The sequence below is a fragment of the Agromyces cucurbitae genome (assembly GCF_058349945.1).
The window spans coordinates 1219366-1236270 of record NZ_JBYRES010000001.1 but is presented as its reverse complement, the minus strand read 5'-3'; the positions used below and the strand labels follow the sequence as shown (position 1 = coordinate 1236270).

Sequence of the window (16905 nt, the reverse complement as noted above, 5' to 3'; positions counted from 1 at the left end):
GCCGAACAAGGGGGTTCCGACATGGCCGAGCTCGCACCCATCCAGCCGTGCCTGTGGTTCGACGACCAGGCGCGCGAGGCGATGGAGTACTACGTGAGCGTGTTCCCCGACTCACGGATCAGGCGGATCGATGAATATCCCGACGAATCGCTCGACGAGCACTTCGCGGGCATGAGCGGCAAGGTGCTGAACGGGCAGTTCACCCTCAACGGGGTCGACTTCGTATGCCTCGACGGCGGGCCGCTCTTCACGTTCACCGAGTCGATCTCGTTCGTCGTGTCGTGCGCCGACCAGGCCGAGATCGACCGCTACTGGGCGGCGCTCTCGCACGTGCCCGAGTCGGAGCAGTGCGGCTGGTGCAAGGACCGCTTCGGCGTCAGCTGGCAGGTGATTCCCGCCAACATGGGCGAGCTGACGAAGCGGCCCGAGCAGATCCAGGTGATGATGCGGCAGAAGAAGGTCGTGATCGCCGAGCTCGAGAACGCGTAGCCGAACCGATCGGGCACGCCGCGGCGCTCAGTCGTCGTCGTGGCCCGGCGAGCGGAGCGCCACCCAGTTCGCCGTCTCCGACGCCTCGATCTCGCTCACCCGGGTGGCGAAACGTCCCTCGCGGCTCGCCGCCGCGCGGTACCTGCCCGTCTCCGTCGCGAACGAGCGCATCTCGGCTCCCAGCGCAGTGCGGGCGGAGACGTAGCGGATCCAGTTCTCCTGCCAGCGGAAGAGGCCCCGCAGACCCGCGACCACGACGACGACCGCGCCGAGCACCGCAGGCACGAGTGCGTCCGAGGGCGCGATGATCGCGACGATCGGAATGGAGGCGGACACGAGAATGACCATCACCTCGCTCCCCCAGTACATCCGACGGTTCGCCGCCGCCTTGCGGGCGTACCAGCCGTGCAGTCGTTCGGCTTCGGCCATCGCAGTACGCATCGTCGCCACCTCCAGAGCATCGCCGACACCGGTGTGATGCCCCGGATCCTCGCGGATCCCGCCACGTTCCGCATCCGGAACAGCACCGAGGTCTGCGGCCCGAGGGCGCGTCGTCGCGACGGTGCGGACGGCTCGGGCGGCCGGCCTCGTTCCCCCTCGCCGGCCGGCCGGCCGAGCGCTGCCCGGGTCAGCGCACGCTCTCCAGGAAGTTGCGCGTGCGCTGACGCTGCGGGCGGTCGATCACGTCCTCGGGGCGACCCGCCTCGACCACGACGCCGCCGTCCATGAACACGACCTGGTCGGCGACGCCCCTCGCGAAGCCGATCTCGTGGGTGACGACGATCATCGTCATGCCGTCGTTCGCGAGCTCGCGCATGACGTCGAGCACGTCGCCGACGAGCTCGGGGTCGAGCGCCGACGTCGGCTCGTCGAACAGCATGAGCTTCGGCTCCATCGCGAGCGCCCGGGCGATCGCGACGCGCTGCTGCTGGCCGCCCGAGAGCTGCGCCGGGTAGTGTCCCGCGAAGTCGGCGAGCCCCACCCGGTCGAGCAGTTCGGCCGCTCGCGCACGCGCCTTGGCCCGCGGCATGCCCGCGATGCCGACGGGCGCCTCGGTGATGTTCTCGAGCGCCGTCATGTGCGGGAAGAGGTTGAACTTCTGGAAGACCATGCCGATCTCGCGCCGCTGCCGGGCGATCTGCTTCGGCGTCATCTCGTGGATGTCGTGGCCGGCCTGCCGGTAGCCGATGAGTTCGCCGTCGACGATGATGCGGCCGCCGTCGATCGACTCGAGGTGGTTGATGCAGCGCAGCAGCGTCGACTTGCCCGAGCCCGACGGGCCGAGCAGCACGGTCACGGTGCCGCTCGGCACGGCGAGCGACACGTCGCGCAGCACCTGGTGGGCGCCGAAGCTCTTGCGCACCCGGCGGATCTCGACGAGGGGTCGCGCCTCGGTCGCGGCATCCTCGATCGGTTGCGTGGTGGTGAGGGTGTTCATGATGCGCTGACCGCCTTCGTCTCGGGTGCGGGCTCGGGACCGGGCCGGCGCGAGGCGAACGCCCGACGCACGCGCTGGAACGGGGTCGGCGGGAGGTTGCGGCTCGTGCCGCGCCCGTAGCGCCGCTCGAGGTAGTACTGCGGGATCGACAGGATGCTCGTCATGAGCAGGTACCAGATGCTCGCGACGATGAGGAGCTCCACCTGCTTGAGGTTCTGCGACGAGATGACCGTCGCCTGCGTGTAGATCTCGAGCACGGCGATGACCGAGAGCAGCGAGGTGTTCTTCAGCATCGAGATCGTCTCGTTGCCCATCGGCGGGATGATCACGCGCATCGCCTGCGGCAGCAGCACCCGGCGGAACGTGTACAGCGGCGACATGCCGAGCGAGTACGCCGCCTCGCGCTGGCCCTCGTCGACCGAGATCATGCCGGCTCGCACGATCTCCGACGAGTATGCCGCCTGGTTCAGGGTGAGGGCGAGGATGCCGGCGACCATCGCCGTGATCAGCAGGTTCGTGTCGGCCTGCCAGAACACGATGTCGGTGAACGGGATGCCGATCGAGAGCTTCTCGTAGAGGAGGCCGAGGTAGCCCCACAGCACGATCTGCACGAGCAGCGGCGTGCCGCGGAACGCCCACACGTAGAACCAGGCGACCGACGTGAGCACCGGGTTCGACGACAGCCGCATCGCCGCGATCACGATCGCGAGCACGGTCGAGACGACCATCGCGACGAACGTGATGAGCAGCGTGAGCCACACGCCGTCGATGATGCGCGGATCGACGAGGAACTGCCCGATCGCCGCGTAGTCGATGTTCGGGTTCGTCAGCACCGAGTAGGCGAACGCGGCGGCGAAGAACAGCACCACGGCGGCGCTGATCCAGCGCCACGGGCGACGCAGCGGAATGGCGCGGACGTCGTCGTCGGTCGACTCGGGCGCCGGCTGCCCGAGCGTGGCGCCGGGCGCGGCCGGTGCAGCGGGCGCGGTCGTCATCCCTCGCCTCCCTGGTTCACCTCGGCCGCCTCGACGCCGTAGTCGGCGAGGCTGTTGCGCTCGAGCACCTGCTGGTACGCGCCCTCGTCGATGAGCGCCTGCAGGGCCTGCTGCACCGCGTCGACGAGCTCGGTCTCCTCCTTGAGAATGCCGATGCCGCTGTACACCGGGCTGAAACCGGCGGGGTTCTCGGGGTCCTGCACGATGTCGAAGGCGTCGCCGCCCTCGACCGTGTCGGCCACGTAACCGGCGACGAGGGCGTCGGCGACGTACGCGTCGCTCTTGCCGGCCCGCAGCGCGGTCTGCGCGTCGAGGTCGCTCGGCAGCTCGGTGACGTTCACGGGGTCGCCGCCGCAGTCCATCGAACGCAGGATCTCGCCCTGCGCCGTCGCCTTCTGGATCGACACCGTCTTGCCGCAGAGGTCCTGCTGCGTGCCGATGCCCTTCGGGTTGCCCTCGGGCACGACGATCGCGAAGCCGCCGTACGTGTAGTCGACGAAGCTCAGCGTCTCCTCGCGTTCGGCGGTGTCGTTCATGCCACTCATGATGAGGTCGTTCTTGTCGGCCTGCAGCGACGGGATCACCGAGTCGAACGCCTGCTTGTTGAGCGACACGTCGATGCCGAGCTTCTGCCCGATGAGGCGGGCGAGCTCGGGGTCGAAGCCGATCTCGCGGTTGTCGTCGCCGTACATCGCCATCGGCGGGTAGGGGATGTCGACGGCGACGTCGAGCTTGCCCTTCGCGACGATGTCGTCGGGCAGCAGCGCCGTCAGCGACTCGTCGGCGGTCGTCGAGACCTCGTCGCCCGTGGGCACGTTCGGGCCGGCGGCCGCCTCGGCGCCGGAGCCCCCGGCGCCGGAGCAGCCGGTGAGGGCGAGGGCGGCGGCGACGGCCGTCGCGCCGAACAGGAGGGTGGTGCGTGCGATCATCGGTGACTTCCTTGTCGTGGTGGGGGGGTGATCGGTCGGGATGCCTCAGACGAGTGCGTCGGCCATGGCCGGCGCGTGCGTGGCGAGCAGGTCGTCGTACGTCTCGCGGCGCGTGACGAGGCGGGCGTCGCCCTCGCTCGCGAAGACGATCGCGGGTTTGAGGGCGCCGTTGTAGTTGTTCGACATCGTGTAGGCGTAGGCGCCGGTCGCCGCCATGACGACGAGGTCGCCCACCTGCGCGGGCGGCAGTGGGGCGCCGTCGACGAGCAGGTCGCCCGACTCGCACTGGCGTCCGACGAGCTGCGCCGTCTCGGTCCACGGCTCGAGCAGCCGGTCGGCGACGACGGCCTCGTAGCGCTGCTGGGTGAGCGCGACGTCCATCTGGTCGGCGAGCCCGCCGTCGACCGCGACGAACGTGCGGCCGGTGCGCTTGACCGTCGTGACGCGGTAGAGCGTGACGCCGGAGCGGGCGACGATCGACCGACCGGGCTCGATCATGAGCTTGGCGTCGGCCGGCAGGTGGGCCCGGGCCGCGGCGACGATCGCGTCGAGGTAGGCGCCGACCTCGGGCGCCTCCTCGTCGTAGGTGTAGGCGATGCCGAGACCCCCGCCGACGTCGTAGGTGCCGAACGTGCCGACGCTCGAGATCTTCTCGACCGCCTCGCCGAACTGCGCGACATCGAGGATCTGCGAGCCGATGTGCAGGTGCACGCCCTCGAACTCCATGAGCGGGTGCGCCTGCATGCGGGCGATCGCGCGCGCGGCCTGGTCGATCGGCAGGCCGAACTTCGAGTTCAGGCCGCCGGTCGCCTGCGATGCGTGGGTCTTCGCCTCGACGCCCGGGATGACGCGGAGGAGCAGCCGCTGCGGCCGCTCGAGCAACCGCTCGAGCCGGTCGAGCTCGTCGTCGTTGTCGACGATGATCGCGCCGATCCCCGCCTCGAGCGCGAGCCGCAGCTCGGCGTCGGTCTTGGCATTGCCGTGGAAGTAGAGCCGGGCCGGGTCGACGCCCGCGGCGAGCGCGAGCCGCAGCTCGCCGCCGCCGGCGACGTCGATCGAGAGCCCCTCCTCGTGCGCGAGCCGGTACATGCCGACGGCGGGCAGCGACTTCGACGCGAACAGCACCTCGGAGTTCGGCCAGCGTTCGCGCAGCCCGTCGACGAATCGGGCGATCTGCCGGCGCAGCCCGGTCTCGTCGTAGACGTGCAGGGGCGTGCCGAACCGCTCGGCGAGCTCGGTGACGGCGACCCCGCCGATCTCGAGCACGCCGTCGGCGCTCGCGGTCGACTCCTCCGGCAGGATGCGCCAGAGCTCGCCCAGGCGGGTGCCCGCGGGTGCGGGGCGGTTCGCGGTCATCGTTCCTCCTTCGCGCAGCGTCTTCGCCGTCGCGGTGGCCAGCCTAGAAAGATCGGGGTCGCGATTGGTTGTCGATTTCAGATAGCTTTGCGAGGTGGATGCAGGGATTTCTCTAATAGCGGTCCCACCGAGGCCCGAGGTGACACTCGCCGACCTCGCCGACCAACTGGGGCCCCGCACGGTGACGCCGATCGGCCCCGCCCTGCCGGCGACGCCCGTCACGGGCACCGAGTTCGTCGACATCGCCGAGGATCTCGTCGAGGTCGCGTCGACCCTCCTGCTCGCGCCCTCGACGGCCTCGCTCAGCACGTCGCGCATCGCCGCGCTCGCGGACACGGCCGCCGAGCTCGGCGCCGCGGGACTCGCGCTGAAGTGCAGCAACGACCGCGTTCCCGCGCTCGCGGCGATCGTCGAGTCGACCGGCCTGCCGCTCGTGCGCGTGGCCGACCGCATCAGCTGGCGCCTGCTCGACGCACAGCTCACCCACCTGCTCGGCGAGGCCGAGGCGCCGCTCGACACGCCGAAGCAGCGCGGCGCCGAGCCGCTCTTCGCGATCGCCAACGAGCTGGCCGAGTTCTTCGGCGGCTCGGTCGCCGTCGAAGACCTGAGCCGCAACATCCTGGCCTACTCGTCGGTGCCCGGGCAGCTCATCGACCGCCTGCGCACTCACGGCATCCTCGCCCGCCAGGTGCCGGCGTCGCCGTACAACGACGACCAGTACCGCACCGTGCTGCGCTCGGAGCGCCCGATCAAGTACCCGCGACTCGGCGACGAGGAGCCGCGGGTCGCCTTCGCGATCCGGGCCGGCGCGCTGCCGCTCGGCAGCATCTGGGCCATCGACGCGTCGGGCGAGGGGCCCGTCACCGCCGAGCAGGAGGCGCGGATGCGACGGGCGAGCGCCCTCGCCGGCGCCCACCTGCTCGACGACCTACGTGCGCACGCCGCCGACCAGCGGCCGCGCGAGGACCGCCTGCGCACCCTGCTCACGGGTCTCGACCTCACGGGCACCGAGTTCGCCGAGCTCGGCATCGACGAGGAGCGCGGCGCGGCCCTGCTCGCGTTCGAGGTGCCGAGCGCCGGCCCGACGGCGATCGCCCAGCTGCGTTCGACGGTGATCCGCCACCTCGTGCTGCACCGGCCCGACGCCGTCGCGGTCGCCCACCGGTCACGGGTCTACGCCCTGTTCGCGGCCCGCACGGTCGACGAGGCGACCTCGCTCGCCGAGCCGCTGCTGCCGCTCGTCGACCGACTCGTCGGCGCGGGCACGCGCATCGCGGTCACGGGGCCCGCGCACCGGTCGGGCGACGTCGCCGGAGCCCGCGAGCTCGCCGACCGGTTGCTCGACGTCGCGGCCGGCGTCCCGGTGCACGGCTCGATGCCCGGCACGACGCCGGCCCCGCGCATCGTCACCGCCTCGAGCCTCCGTCCGCTCCTCGTCGTCGAGCGGGCCGCCGGGCTCCTCGCGGGGGCCGCCGAGCTGCGCGATCCCGCCCTCGACGAGCTCCACGAGAGCGACGCGACGCGCGTCGTCGCCGAGACCCTGCTCGTCTGGCTCGAGTGCTTCGGCAACGTCGCCCAGGCGGCCGAGCAGCTGGGCGTGCACGAGAACACCGTGCGCCACCGGCTGCGCCGGGCGTCGGAGGCCCACGGCGTACGCCTCGACGGACCCGACGACCGGCTCGCCGCCTGGCTGCAGCTGCGCACGCTCGCGCGGTGAGGCCGAGCTCGTCCGTCGGTGCTCGCGCGCACGTGGCCGCGCGGTCGCGGCATCCCGGGCACCGGCGGGCGTGTCGTCTAGCGCCCCGAACCGGGCTGCTGCACGACGACGTCGCGCTGCGGGCCGTAGTGCAGCGGCGACGCCACGAACGCGACGACGGCCGCCAGGGCGATCGCCGTGACGACGACGCAGGCGCGCGCAGTCACGACCGGAGCCCGAGACCCGAGTCGACGACGCAGCATCGAGAAGACGCCGTACCCGGCGAGGCCGCCGACGGTGTTGACGATGAGGTCCGTCGTGTCGAAGCTGCCCGTCGAGATCAGGTACTGGACGGTCTCGAGCACGAGACTCGTGCCGAGGATCGCCCCCGCGGCCTTCCACCACCCCCAGGTCGGCGCCAGTGCGCCCAGGAAGAGGCCGAGCGGGGCGAAGAGCCCCAGGTTGATGAGGAGCTCGGCGGGGGCGCTGGCCCCGGCGTCGCCGCTCGCGACGAACGGCACGAGCTTGAACGGTCGCGGCAGCCCGGCGGCATCGCCGACCCACGGCATCTCGAGCTTCCACAGCACCACCCACGCCAGCAGCCCGAGGTAGACCGCGAAGGCGGCGATCAGGATGCCGCGGACCCGCGTGCGCGGCTGCACCGGTGAAGACGTCATAGCGCACCATTCTGTCTCGCAGCGTGTATCGTCTCCGTCTCCAAGCGGGTTCCGTTGTTCTCCGATACCCGGCGAAGGGCGCGGCCGGGGAGACCTGGCGCCATGGCCCCGAGGGTGCCCGGCGGGTCCGTCAGCGCGCGTCGTCGATGATGACGTACAGCTTGCGCACGGTCTCGTGCACGTCCCACACGCCGCGCCAGCCGCTCGGGGTGATGAGCGTGTCGCCTGCGCCGAAGGTCACGGGCTCCTCGCCGTCGACCTCGATCGTCACCCGCCCCGACAGGAACTGGCACACCTCGGTGTAGCCGTCACGAGTGGCGGCGAACCGGCCGGGGGTGCACTCCCAGTAGCCGACGTCGACGCCCGGCACCTCCCACAGCGAACCGGATGCCTCGAGCACGCCGTCGGTCAGGGCCGTGGGCTTCGGCGCGGCGGGGCCGAGGTCGCGCGCGAGCGGGGCGAGCCCCGCGACGGTCGAGGGGGTGGGCTGGTCGGTCACGAATTCCTCCTGGTGAGCTTCTTCGGGGCTCAGCGGCCGGCGACGAGGTCGGCGAGCTTCGCGATCGGCGAGGTCGTGGTGCGTCCGCGCTGCTCGCCGCGGTCGGCGGCGTGGTACGCGGTGTAGATGGCCTGCACGGCGAGCCAGCGCAGCGGCTCGACCTCCCAGTTGCGGGCCTTGTGGCCGACCCAGGGCAGGCGGGTGAGCTCGGTGTCCTGGCCGAGCACGAGGTCGCGCAGCGTGCGGCCGGCGAGGTTCGTCGCGGTGACGCCCGTGCCGACGTACCCGCCCGCCCAGCCGAGTCCGGTCGCCCGGTCGTGGCCGACGGTCGCCGCCCAGTCGCGCGGCACGCCGAGCACGCCCGACCAGGCGTGGTCGATCGCGGCTTCTCGCGTCGACGGGAAGAAGCGGTTGAGGAGGGCGGTGAGGCTCTCGATCGTGCGCTGCTGGGTCTCGCCGTCCTGGTCGACGTGCGAGCCGTAGCGGTACGGCACGCCACGGCCGCCGAATGCGATGCGGTCGTCGGCCGTGCGCTGCGCGTACATGTAGACGTGCGCGAAGTCGCCGAGGGTCTCGCGCCCGTTCCAGCCGATCTCGTCCCAGACGGCGGGCGCGAGCGGCTCGGTCACGATGAGCGACGAGTTCATGGGCAGCCAGGTGCGGTGCAGCCCCTTGAGGTCGGGCGTGAAGCCCTCGGTCGCGCGCAGCACGTGCGCCGCGCGCACCGTGCCGTGGTCGGTGCGCGCCTCGCCCGGCACGATCTCGGTGACGGTCGTGCCCTCGTAGATCGCGACACCGAGGCGTTCGACCGCCGCGGCGAGCCCGAGCGCGAGCTTCGCGGGGTGGATGCGCGCGCAGTGCGGGTGCCAGATGCCGCCCTGCACGCCCGCGACGTTGACGCGGGCCGCTGCGGCCTTCGCGTCGAGCACCTCGACGTCGGTCGCGGGCCACGACTGCTCCGACGCGGCTGCGGCCCGCAGCCGGGCGAGCTGCGCGGGGTTGAGCGCGACCTCGAATTCGCCGCCCTTGTGGATGTCGGCCTCGATGCCCTCGGCCGCGGCGACCGCGATGACCTCGTCGACCGTCGCATTGAGGGCCCGCTGCTGGGCGATCGCGGCCTCGCGACCGTGCGTCTTCACGTACTGGGCACGGCCGCCGGTGACCGAGTTCGTGAGCCAGCCGCCGTTGCGCCCCGAGGCGCCGTAGCCCGCGAACCGGCGCTCGAGCACCGCGACCCGAAGGTCGGGCTGGTCGCGCTTGAGGTAGTAGGCCGTCCAGAGTCCGGTGTACCCGCCGCCGACGATCGCGACGTCGACTTCGAGGTCGCCCGGCAGTGCCGGCCTGGGGGTCGGCACGCCGACCTGCTGCAGCCAGAACGAGACGCCGCCGTTGACCGTCATGTGGGGAGTTCTCCATCTTCGTCGAGGGGTTGCGGCCGCCCGGTTCGCGAGCGGCGCGCCGCCGAGGCATCCCGTTCGATCTGAAATGTCGGCGTGTTGTACAACAGTGTTTTGAAACGTACCCTCGACGTGTCAGGCTGTCAAACGACGCTTCGAGCAGACCGAGCGAACGACCGAACGGAGGGAGGGCCCGTGCCGATCGAGGTCGACCCCGACGAGCGGCTCGCCGACATCGCCCGCGCGACGGTCGAGGTCGCGCGCGAGCGCGGCACCCGCGCCGTGACGCTGCGCGCGGTCGCCGAGCGGCTCGACCGTTCGACCGCCTACATCACGAACTTCGTGCCCTCGCGGGCGCTCCTCATGGCGAACGCGCTCGACCACGCCCGCGCCCAGTGGGACGAGTCGCGCGCCGCCCACCTCGGCGACCTCGTCGGCGTCGAGCGCCTCGCCGAGCTCACCCGCTGGATGTGCTCGTCCTCCCCCGAGGAGAACGTGCTGCGCAGCCTCTGGATCGAGGTCATCGCCGACGTGCGCGGCGCGAACCGGCGCGCCTACGAGGTCGTGAAGGGCGTGACGGATGCCACCTACGGCAAGTTCCTCGCGGGGGCCGAGCAGGTCGTGGTCGATGACGAACCCGTCGATCGCGACGAGGCGGCGCACATCGCCGACATCCTGTACCTCTACTGCCGCGGGTACGAGGTCAAGGCCATCGAGGACCCCGAGGCGTGGACCGACGCCCGGGTGCAGGCCTCGCTCGAGGTGCTGCTCGACGCGCTCGTGTTCGGCCGGCGGACGGGGTCGTCGGTCGCCCGCCGCGCGAACGAAGCGGAGCGGTCATGACCGCCCGTGCCGGCACCCTGATCGCGGCGACCTTCGCCGCGAGCCTCGCGATCACCGGCTGCACGGCGGAAGCACCACCGGATGCGTCCGCCGAGACCGCCCGCGATGAGCTCGTCGCCCTCTTCGCCGACACCGAGAACCTGATCGGCGGCGAATGGGAGAACCGCGACGACCCCTCGCCATTCGAATGCCGAACCGTCGAGGGCGAGAGCGGGCTGCAGTACGCCCTCTCCCGGCTCGGCGGTGGTGCGAGCGACGAGGCGGCGATCGACGCGAACCTCGACAGGGTCGCCGAGCTGTGGGGCGAGCACGGCTACGAGACCGAGATCGTCGACGGCGGCGAACTCGGTCGCCGCCTCACGGCGCAGAACGACCGGCGCTCGCAGCTCGTCTTCGCGATGTCGACCGAGGGGTCGTTCATCTCGGGCGGCAGCGACTGCGAGGCCGGCTCCCCCGAGGCGTCGGAGCAGCCTGCCTCGGAGTGAGGCCGCCCCGCGTCAGTCGGCGCCCGCGCCGACGGCGCGGATGAAGCCGAGCACGTTCTGCCGCAGCGCCTCGACGCGGCGGTCGCGGGCCGCCTCGACGTCGAAGCCGACGTACGCGGTCGGCGGCCGCTTGCGCGCGTTCGCCGAGCACTGGAAGTCGGCGCAGACGAGGGTGCCGACCGTGTCGCCCTTGCGGCCGGCCTGGCCCGCGCGCCGCGCGATGAAGAACAGCACGTCGTTCGGCAGGTGCACGTCTTCGCACCAGGCGCACTGCGGACGCGCCCGCATGCGGCCCTCGGCGCGCTTCAGCATGACGCCGACGAGTTCGCCGTCGACCTCGGCGACGACGTAGGCGACGTTGGGCAGCTTGCGGTCGCGCCAGCCGAGGAAGTCGCGGCGCTCCCAGTCGAGCTCGGCGAACCCGTCGGGCAGGGTGAGCGTGTTGCGCTCGCGGACGGTGGCGTTGACGAAGGATGCGCGGATCTGCGCATCGGAGATGGGAAGCATGAATCGGAACCTGTTCTGTTCACCGCCCGATGTGGCGGCACGCTGACTCGGAGACGACGACGGCCGCGGGCGTTTCGGGGCGCGACCGACGGCGGCCCAGGCGCGAAGCCGTGGACCGCGGGCGGGGTCATCTCATCGTGGCGCGCACGGCGCCCGGTACCTCCTCGCACCCGCGAGCGTTCGCGGGCAGGTCAGCGTGATTCACGGTCGCCGAGTCTACCCCGGTGTTCGAACCGGAGGAAGAACCGTCCGACACGCCGCCCGGGGGCGCGCGACACGCCGGGTGCGGCCCGGAAGTTCCTCCATCTCGTCCGCGCGGGTCGCGGCCGTCAGCACTCGACGACGTTGACCGCGAGCCCGCCCTCGCTCGTCTCCTTGTAGCGGCTCGACATGTCGGCGCCCGTCTGCCGCATCGTCTCGATCGCCGTGTCGAGGCTCACGATGTGCGACCCGTCGCCGAGCAGCGCGAGCCGGCTCGCGGTGAGGGCCGTCGACGCCGCGACCGCGTTGCGCTCGATGCACGGGATCTGCACGAGCCCGCCGACCGGGTCGCACGTGAGGCCGAGGTGGTGCTCGATCGCGATCTCGGCCGCGTTCTCGATCTGGGCGGGCGTACCGCCGCGCACCGCGGTGAGCCCGGCGGCCGCCATCGCGCACGCCGAGCCGACCTCGGCCTGGCAGCCGCCCTCGGCGCCCGAGATCGTCGCGTTGGCCTTGATGATCGACCCGATGGCGGTCGCGGTGAGCAGGAAGCGCCGAATGAACGCGACGTCGTCGAACCGACCGGATGCCGCGTGGTGGAGCACCGCCGGCAGCACCCCCGCCGCCCCGTTGGTGGGTGCGGTCACGACCCGGCCGCCGGCGGCGTTCTCCTCGTTGACGGCCATCGCATAGACGGCGAGACGCTCCTCGGCCGAGACCTCCGCACCCGTCGAGGCGACGCCCGCGCCCGTGCGGGCGGCCGCATCGCGTGCCTCGAGCTCGCGCCAGGCGGCGGCCGCGCGCCGCGGCACCCCCAGCCGGCCGGGCAGCACGCCCTCGGTGCGCAGCCCCCGGGCGATGCAGTCGCGCATCGTCGTCCATATCGCGTCGAAGCCGCGAGCGGCGCCGAGCGCCCCGTGCAGCGCGACCTCGTCGCGCCACGCGAGCTCCGCGATCGTGCGACCCTCCGCGGCGCACCGTGCGAGCAGCTCGGCCGCACTGCGATAGCCCGACGCGGGCATCGCGGCCACCGGCACGTCGGGCACGCCGTGCGCGCCCGCCCGCACGATGAAGCCGCCGCCGACCGACAGGTAGGTCGCCTCGAGCACGTGCTCCCCGCCCGCCCAGGCCGACAGCGTGAGCGCGTTCGGGTGCCCGTGCTCGCGGGCGAACGGCTCGAACACGAGGTCGCCCGCGACGAGCGGGGCGTCGTCGACCAGCAGCGTCTCGCCCGCGGCGAGCCGCTCCCACTCGCCGTGCACGAGCACCGGGTCGACCGTCTCGGGTGCGTGACCGCGCAGGCCCGCGATCACCGCGTCGGGCGTGCCGTGGCCGATGCCCGTCGAGGCGAGCGAGCCGTGCAGCCGGCACTCGTAGCGGGTGACGCGACCGGCGAAGCCGAGCACCTCGACGGCCCTGCGGAACCGGAGCCCCGCCCGCATCGGCCCGACCGTGTGCGAGCTCGACGGTCCGATGCCGATCGAGAAGAGGTCGAGCGCGGAGACGTAGACCCCGCGCTCGACCGCGGTGGCGGCATCCGTGAACATGGCCGTAACCCCGATCAGTGCCGCACCGGTCAGGACCAGAACCCGAGCGCGAACTCGGCGACGACCGTCGAGAGCAGGAACGACGCGATGATCGCGACCGTGCCGACCGGGATGATCTTCCAGCCGATGCTCTTCAGCATCGGCAGGTCCTTGCCGAGGCTGAGTCCGGCGATCGTGAGCATCACCGTGATGACCGAGAGGAAGTCGACGCTCGCCGACGCCTGGGCGATCCACGCCGCCACCGGTGAGATCGGCGAGGTGATGAGGGCGCCGACCGTGATGACCACGATGATGGCCGGCACCTTGCCCCGGGTGAGCTTCGCCACCCCGACCCCGAGCGCGGTCAGCAGCGACAGCAGCACGTAGGTGGCGATCATCTCCCACTGGAAGCCCTTGACCGCGATCATCGTGACGATGACGCCGGCGACGCCGATGATGGTGAGCGAGCTCCACAGGCCGACCTTGACCTTGGGCGTCTCGAGCAGCACGGCGGCGGTCGCGCGAGTCGCGGCGAGGTCCTGCTCGCTGAGCTTCTCGGCACCGGGCAGCTTCGCGTCGCGGTTGCGGGTGAGCAGCTTGTAGAAGCGGTCGGCGAGGGGCAGCGACACCCACACGCCGATGTAGAGGCCGAGCACGCCCGTGATGAGGTTCGAGGTCGCGGCGACCGCGAGCACCTGGTCCTGCAGCTCGGGGTGGGCGGCGACGATGACGCCGGAGGCGGCGGCCATCATCGACCCGGAGCCGACGCCCGAACCCATCGCGAGGGCGATCGGGTCGAAGACCCCCATCGAGACGCAGAGCGAGGCGACGAGGCTCACGATCACGGCACCGAAGATCGTGCCGAACACGTACATCGACAGCACGCCGCGGTACTGCGGGGTGTCGGAGCCGTACTTCTCGGAGACCATCGCGAACGACGACTCGCGGTCGATCGAGAACGTCGCGCCGATCGTCGCCGGGCCCATGCGCAGCAGCACGGCGAGGGGCAGCGCGAGCGCGATCGTGCCGAACAGGTGCCCGACCTCCTGCAGCAGGAGCGCGGGTCCGGCCTGCAGCAGCAGCGGGATGTTCGGGCCGATCGTGAACGAGAGCCGGGCGCAGAGCACGAGGACGGCGACGCCCATGACGACGGTCGCGGCGCGCTGCAGATCGGCGGGCATCGGCTTGAGCTTCTGGCCCGAGACGACGGTGCCGGCGATGAGGCCCCAGATCATGGGCAGCAGCGTGACCGCCGCGGCGCCGATCGGGATGACGACGGGGCCGATCGCCTGCGCACCGGCCGCGAGGCCGATGATGAGCGCGATGAGCACCCACAGCTTGGGACTGCGCAGGGACAGGGTCACAGCAGCGGCGACCTTTCGCGCGGCATCGCTCGAGGCGGCGACGCTCGGTTCGTGCTTCGTGGACATGACGGTACTCCTGGGGGAAGGGAGGCGGCGACTCGTCGTCGAGCCGTTCAGGCCTCGAGGGTGATGCGGGTGGCGCCGGCGGGACGCTCGGCGGTGCGGCTGGCGAAGTCGGCGCGGAGTTCGGCGTCGTAGGCGACGTCGAGCACCGTCCAAGCCATGGCGACGGCGGCGTCGATGACGGCGTCGTCGGCCTCGGGGGTCGCGGCCGCGGCCGCGAAGGCGGGGTTGTGGGGCACGTCGTCGTGCCCGAGGAAGGCGATCATCGGGTGGATCGAGGGCACGACCTGCGAGACGTTGCCCATGTCGGTCGAGCCGCCCCCGATCGAGGGACCGGCGACGATCGTGCGTCCGAGGTCCTCGAGGTTGCGGTCCCACAGGCCGGCGAGCGTCGGGTCGGGGTCGAGCGGGGCGTAGGGATGCTCCGTGGCCCGCCATGACCAGCCGCAGCCGGTCGCGATCGCGGCGCCCTCGAAGCAGGCGAGCACCCGTCGCTTCATGTCGCGCCACACGTCGAGGTCGTAGGCGCGGGCCTCGACCTGGACGACGGTGCGGTCGGGGATGATGTTCGTCGCCTCGCCGCCGAGCGAGGTGAACGCGTTGAGGTTGGTGTCCTTCGGCAACTGCTGGCGCAGCAGCGCGATGGCGGTCAGCGCGAGCGTCGAGGCGGCGGCGGCGTTGACGCCCTGCTCGGGTGCGCCCGCCGCGTGCGCCGTGAGGCCCGTGAACTCGACCTCGAAGCGGTCGACCGCCGTCGAGCGGAACGACGTCGCCGAACGGTCGACGCCCGTCATGCCGTGCACCATGAGCGAGAGGTCGACGTCCTCCCAGGCGCCGGCGCGCAGCATCGAGACCTTGCCCCCGCCGTGCTCCTCGGCGGGGGTGCCGAGCAGCTTGATGCGCAGGCCCGCTTCGTCGGCGAGCGGGGCGAGCGCGAGGGCGGCGCCGACGCCCGCCGCGGCGATCACGTTGTGGCCGCACGCGTGGCCGACTCCCGGCAGCGCGTCGTACTCGGCGCAGATCGCGACCGTGAGGTCGCCGCTGCCGATCGTCGCCTTGATCGCGGTCGGGATGGCGTAGGCGCCGACCTCGACCTCGAAACCGGCCTCGCGCAGGTCGGCGGCGATGCGGGCGGCGGCGCGGTGCTCCTGCCACGAGAGCTCGGGGTCGGCGTGGATGTCGTGGCTGAGCCGCACGAGCTGCGCCCGGCGGTCGTCGGCCTCGGCGGCCGCGCGGCGCTTGCCGGCGTCGATGACGGCGTTCGTCGCGGCGAGCGAGTCGACGGGGTTCGTGAGAGTCATGAGGCATCCTTCGGTTGCTGGATGGAGGGAATCCTGAGCCATGCGTGCACTCACCACGTTCTGCTGCGCCGAATCCGCGTAGAATCGGATCGGCTTGCATGATTCGATGCCGCTCGTGCGATGAGGGGGCCACCATGAGTCGTCAACCCGGTTCGCTCGATCTCGACCAGACCGACCTGCGCCTGCTGCACGGGCTGCAGATCGAGCCGCGCGCGAGCTGGTCGGAGCTCGCCCCCGTCGTGGGCGTCGACGCCGCCACGCTCGCACGCCGCTGGACGAGGCTGCGCGACGACGGCATCGTGTGGATCACCGGGTACAGCCGTCGGGGCCAGGCCGCCTTCCTCGAGATCGAGTGCGACCTCACCCGCATCGACGAGGCGATCTCGGCCCTGCAGCGCGACCCGTTCGTCTTCGTGCTCGACTTCTGCTCGGGCTCGCGCGACCTGCTCGCGCTCGTCTTCGCCCCCGACATGGCGGCGCTCTCGGAATGGGCGGTGCAGCGGATCGGCGTCATGAAGGGCGTGCGCACCGTGCGCACCCACCTCGTCAACGAGATCCTCATCGAGGGCGGCGACTGGCGGCTGCGCGCGCTCGCGCCCGACGAGGCCGCACGGGTGCGCCCGCCGCGCCCGCCGCGCGCCAGGGCGGCGAGGCACGTTCCCGACGACCTGCGCGAGGCGATCGAGCACGAGGTGTGGGCCGACGGCCGGGTGAGCGTCGCCGCGATCGCCGAGCGGCACGGCTTCACCCCGCAGCGCGTCGCCGACGGCATCGCGACCCTCCGCGCGCACCGGCAACTGCGGTTCCGCACCGACATCGCCCGCGCCGTCTCGGGCTGGCCCGTGTACACCTGGTACTTCGTCGAGGCGCCCGCGCGCACGATCGAGGCGGCCCGCGCCGCGATCACGGCGGTGCCCGAGGTGCGCCTCGCCTTCACGGCGTCGAGTCGGTACAACCTGATCCTCGCGGTGTGGCTGCGGCAGATCGCCGACGTCAACCGCTTCGAGATGGCGCTCGAACAGGCGCTCCAGGGATCGCGCATCGCCGACCGCTCGGTCGTGCTGCGCATGGCGAAGCTCATGGGGCACACCGTCGGCCCCGACACTCGGGCCACCGGGTTCGTCGGCGGCCGGCAGTAG

General features: G+C 71.9%; 17 protein-coding genes. 5 read left to right on the top strand and 12 right to left on the bottom strand.

Annotated elements, in window-relative coordinates:
* Window positions 1-21: 21 nt before the first annotated feature.
* Window positions 22-489, top strand: a complete 468-nt coding sequence (locus tag AC3RJ6_RS05690) for a VOC family protein (RefSeq protein WP_491425926.1) — start codon at window positions 22-24, stop codon at window positions 487-489.
* Window positions 490-516: 27 nt separating this feature from the next.
* Here the strand turns inward: AC3RJ6_RS05690 and AC3RJ6_RS05685 are convergent, their stop codons facing one another.
* The 5 genes from AC3RJ6_RS05685 to lysA all read right to left on the bottom strand — a co-directional run bounded on the left by AC3RJ6_RS05685 (window position 517) and on the right by lysA (window position 5207).
* Window positions 517-930 (bottom strand): DUF4231 domain-containing protein, encoded by a 414-nt coding sequence (locus AC3RJ6_RS05685; RefSeq protein ID WP_491425925.1) that lies wholly within the window; start codon window positions 928-930, stop codon window positions 517-519.
* A 187-nt stretch (window positions 931-1117) separates the two neighbouring features.
* Window positions 1118-1927 carry an amino acid ABC transporter ATP-binding protein gene (locus AC3RJ6_RS05680; RefSeq protein WP_491425924.1) on the bottom strand — a complete coding sequence of 270 codons (810 nt, stop codon included), beginning with the start codon at window positions 1925-1927 and terminating at the stop codon, window positions 1118-1120.
* A complete protein-coding gene (locus tag AC3RJ6_RS05675; RefSeq protein ID WP_491425922.1) occupies window positions 1924-2922 on the bottom strand; it encodes an amino acid ABC transporter permease in 999 nt (332 codons plus the stop codon). The genes AC3RJ6_RS05680 and AC3RJ6_RS05675 overlap by 4 nt, the downstream gene beginning before the upstream one ends.
* Window positions 2919-3851 carry an ABC transporter substrate-binding protein gene (locus tag AC3RJ6_RS05670; RefSeq protein ID WP_491425921.1) on the bottom strand — a complete coding sequence of 311 codons (933 nt, stop codon included), beginning with the start codon at window positions 3849-3851 and terminating at the stop codon, window positions 2919-2921. The genes AC3RJ6_RS05675 and AC3RJ6_RS05670 overlap by 4 nt, the downstream gene beginning before the upstream one ends.
* A gap of 45 nt (window positions 3852-3896) precedes the next feature.
* Window positions 3897-5207 (bottom strand): diaminopimelate decarboxylase, encoded by a 1311-nt coding sequence (gene lysA / locus AC3RJ6_RS05665; RefSeq protein ID WP_491425920.1) that lies wholly within the window; start codon window positions 5205-5207, stop codon window positions 3897-3899.
* A 139-nt stretch (window positions 5208-5346) separates the two neighbouring features.
* On the opposite strand from lysA, the gene AC3RJ6_RS05660 reads away from it, so the two are divergent.
* The gene (locus AC3RJ6_RS05660) at window positions 5347-6924 is read left to right on the top strand and encodes a PucR family transcriptional regulator (protein WP_491425919.1); all 1578 of its coding nucleotides are present in this window, start codon (window positions 5347-5349) and stop codon (window positions 6922-6924) included.
* 77 nt (window positions 6925-7001) lie between these two features.
* Here AC3RJ6_RS05660 and AC3RJ6_RS05655 read toward each other — a convergent pair whose 3' ends face one another.
* The 3 genes from AC3RJ6_RS05655 to AC3RJ6_RS05645 all read right to left on the bottom strand — a co-directional run bounded on the left by AC3RJ6_RS05655 (window position 7002) and on the right by AC3RJ6_RS05645 (window position 9479).
* Window positions 7002-7580, bottom strand: coding sequence for a VanZ family protein (locus tag AC3RJ6_RS05655; protein ID WP_491425918.1), 579 nt, complete (start codon window positions 7578-7580; stop codon window positions 7002-7004).
* A 130-nt stretch (window positions 7581-7710) separates the two neighbouring features.
* Window positions 7711-8079, bottom strand: a complete 369-nt coding sequence (locus AC3RJ6_RS05650; protein WP_491425917.1) for a cupin domain-containing protein — start codon at window positions 8077-8079, stop codon at window positions 7711-7713.
* Window positions 8080-8108: 29 nt separating this feature from the next.
* On the bottom strand, window positions 8109-9479 hold the full coding sequence (locus AC3RJ6_RS05645) for an NAD(P)/FAD-dependent oxidoreductase (protein WP_491425916.1): 1371 nt from the start codon (window positions 9477-9479) through the stop codon (window positions 8109-8111).
* A 192-nt stretch (window positions 9480-9671) separates the two neighbouring features.
* Between AC3RJ6_RS05645 and AC3RJ6_RS05640 the strand changes: the two genes are divergently transcribed.
* Both AC3RJ6_RS05640 and AC3RJ6_RS05635 read left to right on the top strand, forming a co-directional pair.
* Window positions 9672-10319: a TetR/AcrR family transcriptional regulator gene (locus AC3RJ6_RS05640; protein WP_491425915.1), complete on the top strand. Its 648-nt coding sequence runs from the start codon at window positions 9672-9674 to the stop codon at window positions 10317-10319.
* A complete protein-coding gene (locus tag AC3RJ6_RS05635; RefSeq protein WP_491425914.1) occupies window positions 10316-10804 on the top strand; it encodes a hypothetical protein in 489 nt (162 codons plus the stop codon). The genes AC3RJ6_RS05640 and AC3RJ6_RS05635 overlap by 4 nt, the downstream gene beginning before the upstream one ends.
* 12 nt (window positions 10805-10816) lie before the next feature.
* Here AC3RJ6_RS05635 and AC3RJ6_RS05630 read toward each other — a convergent pair whose 3' ends face one another.
* From AC3RJ6_RS05630 to AC3RJ6_RS05615, 4 genes are all read right to left on the bottom strand, one after another.
* Window positions 10817-11311 (bottom strand): FBP domain-containing protein, encoded by a 495-nt coding sequence (locus AC3RJ6_RS05630; protein ID WP_491425913.1) that lies wholly within the window; start codon window positions 11309-11311, stop codon window positions 10817-10819.
* Between the two features lie 329 nt (window positions 11312-11640).
* Window positions 11641-13059: an L-serine ammonia-lyase gene (locus AC3RJ6_RS05625; RefSeq protein ID WP_491425912.1), complete on the bottom strand. Its 1419-nt coding sequence runs from the start codon at window positions 13057-13059 to the stop codon at window positions 11641-11643.
* 29 nt (window positions 13060-13088) lie between these two features.
* Window positions 13089-14468 carry a DUF3100 domain-containing protein gene (locus tag AC3RJ6_RS05620; protein ID WP_491425911.1) on the bottom strand — a complete coding sequence of 460 codons (1380 nt, stop codon included), beginning with the start codon at window positions 14466-14468 and terminating at the stop codon, window positions 13089-13091.
* Window positions 14469-14515: 47 nt separating this feature from the next.
* A complete protein-coding gene (locus tag AC3RJ6_RS05615) occupies window positions 14516-15766 on the bottom strand; it encodes an amidohydrolase (protein ID WP_491425910.1) in 1251 nt (416 codons plus the stop codon).
* A gap of 134 nt (window positions 15767-15900) precedes the next feature.
* On the opposite strand from AC3RJ6_RS05615, the gene AC3RJ6_RS05610 reads away from it, so the two are divergent.
* Window positions 15901-16905, top strand: a complete 1005-nt coding sequence (locus tag AC3RJ6_RS05610) for an Lrp/AsnC family transcriptional regulator (RefSeq protein WP_491425909.1) — start codon at window positions 15901-15903, stop codon at window positions 16903-16905.

Coding starts and splice junctions, on each gene's coding strand:
- lysA (WP_491425920.1), bottom strand. CDS start 5,207: ATGACCGCGAACCGCCCCGCACCCGCGGGCACCCGCCTGGGCGAGCTC.
- AC3RJ6_RS05680 (WP_491425924.1), bottom strand. CDS start 1,927: ATGAACACCCTCACCACCACGCAACCGATCGAGGATGCCGCGACCGAG.
- AC3RJ6_RS05635 (WP_491425914.1), top strand. CDS start 10,316: ATGACCGCCCGTGCCGGCACCCTGATCGCGGCGACCTTCGCCGCGAGC.
- AC3RJ6_RS05620 (WP_491425911.1), bottom strand. CDS start 14,468: ATGTCCACGAAGCACGAACCGAGCGTCGCCGCCTCGAGCGATGCCGCG.
- AC3RJ6_RS05630 (WP_491425913.1), bottom strand. CDS start 11,311: ATGCTTCCCATCTCCGATGCGCAGATCCGCGCATCCTTCGTCAACGCC.
- AC3RJ6_RS05690 (WP_491425926.1), top strand. CDS start 22: ATGGCCGAGCTCGCACCCATCCAGCCGTGCCTGTGGTTCGACGACCAG.
- AC3RJ6_RS05655 (WP_491425918.1), bottom strand. CDS start 7,580: ATGACGTCTTCACCGGTGCAGCCGCGCACGCGGGTCCGCGGCATCCTG.
- AC3RJ6_RS05670 (WP_491425921.1), bottom strand. CDS start 3,851: ATGATCGCACGCACCACCCTCCTGTTCGGCGCGACGGCCGTCGCCGCC.
- AC3RJ6_RS05615 (WP_491425910.1), bottom strand. CDS start 15,766: ATGACTCTCACGAACCCCGTCGACTCGCTCGCCGCGACGAACGCCGTC.
- AC3RJ6_RS05645 (WP_491425916.1), bottom strand. CDS start 9,479: ATGACGGTCAACGGCGGCGTCTCGTTCTGGCTGCAGCAGGTCGGCGTG.
- AC3RJ6_RS05610 (WP_491425909.1), top strand. CDS start 15,901: ATGAGTCGTCAACCCGGTTCGCTCGATCTCGACCAGACCGACCTGCGC.
- AC3RJ6_RS05625 (WP_491425912.1), bottom strand. CDS start 13,059: ATGTTCACGGATGCCGCCACCGCGGTCGAGCGCGGGGTCTACGTCTCC.
- AC3RJ6_RS05675 (WP_491425922.1), bottom strand. CDS start 2,922: ATGACGACCGCGCCCGCTGCACCGGCCGCGCCCGGCGCCACGCTCGGG.
- AC3RJ6_RS05685 (WP_491425925.1), bottom strand. CDS start 930: ATGCGTACTGCGATGGCCGAAGCCGAACGACTGCACGGCTGGTACGCC.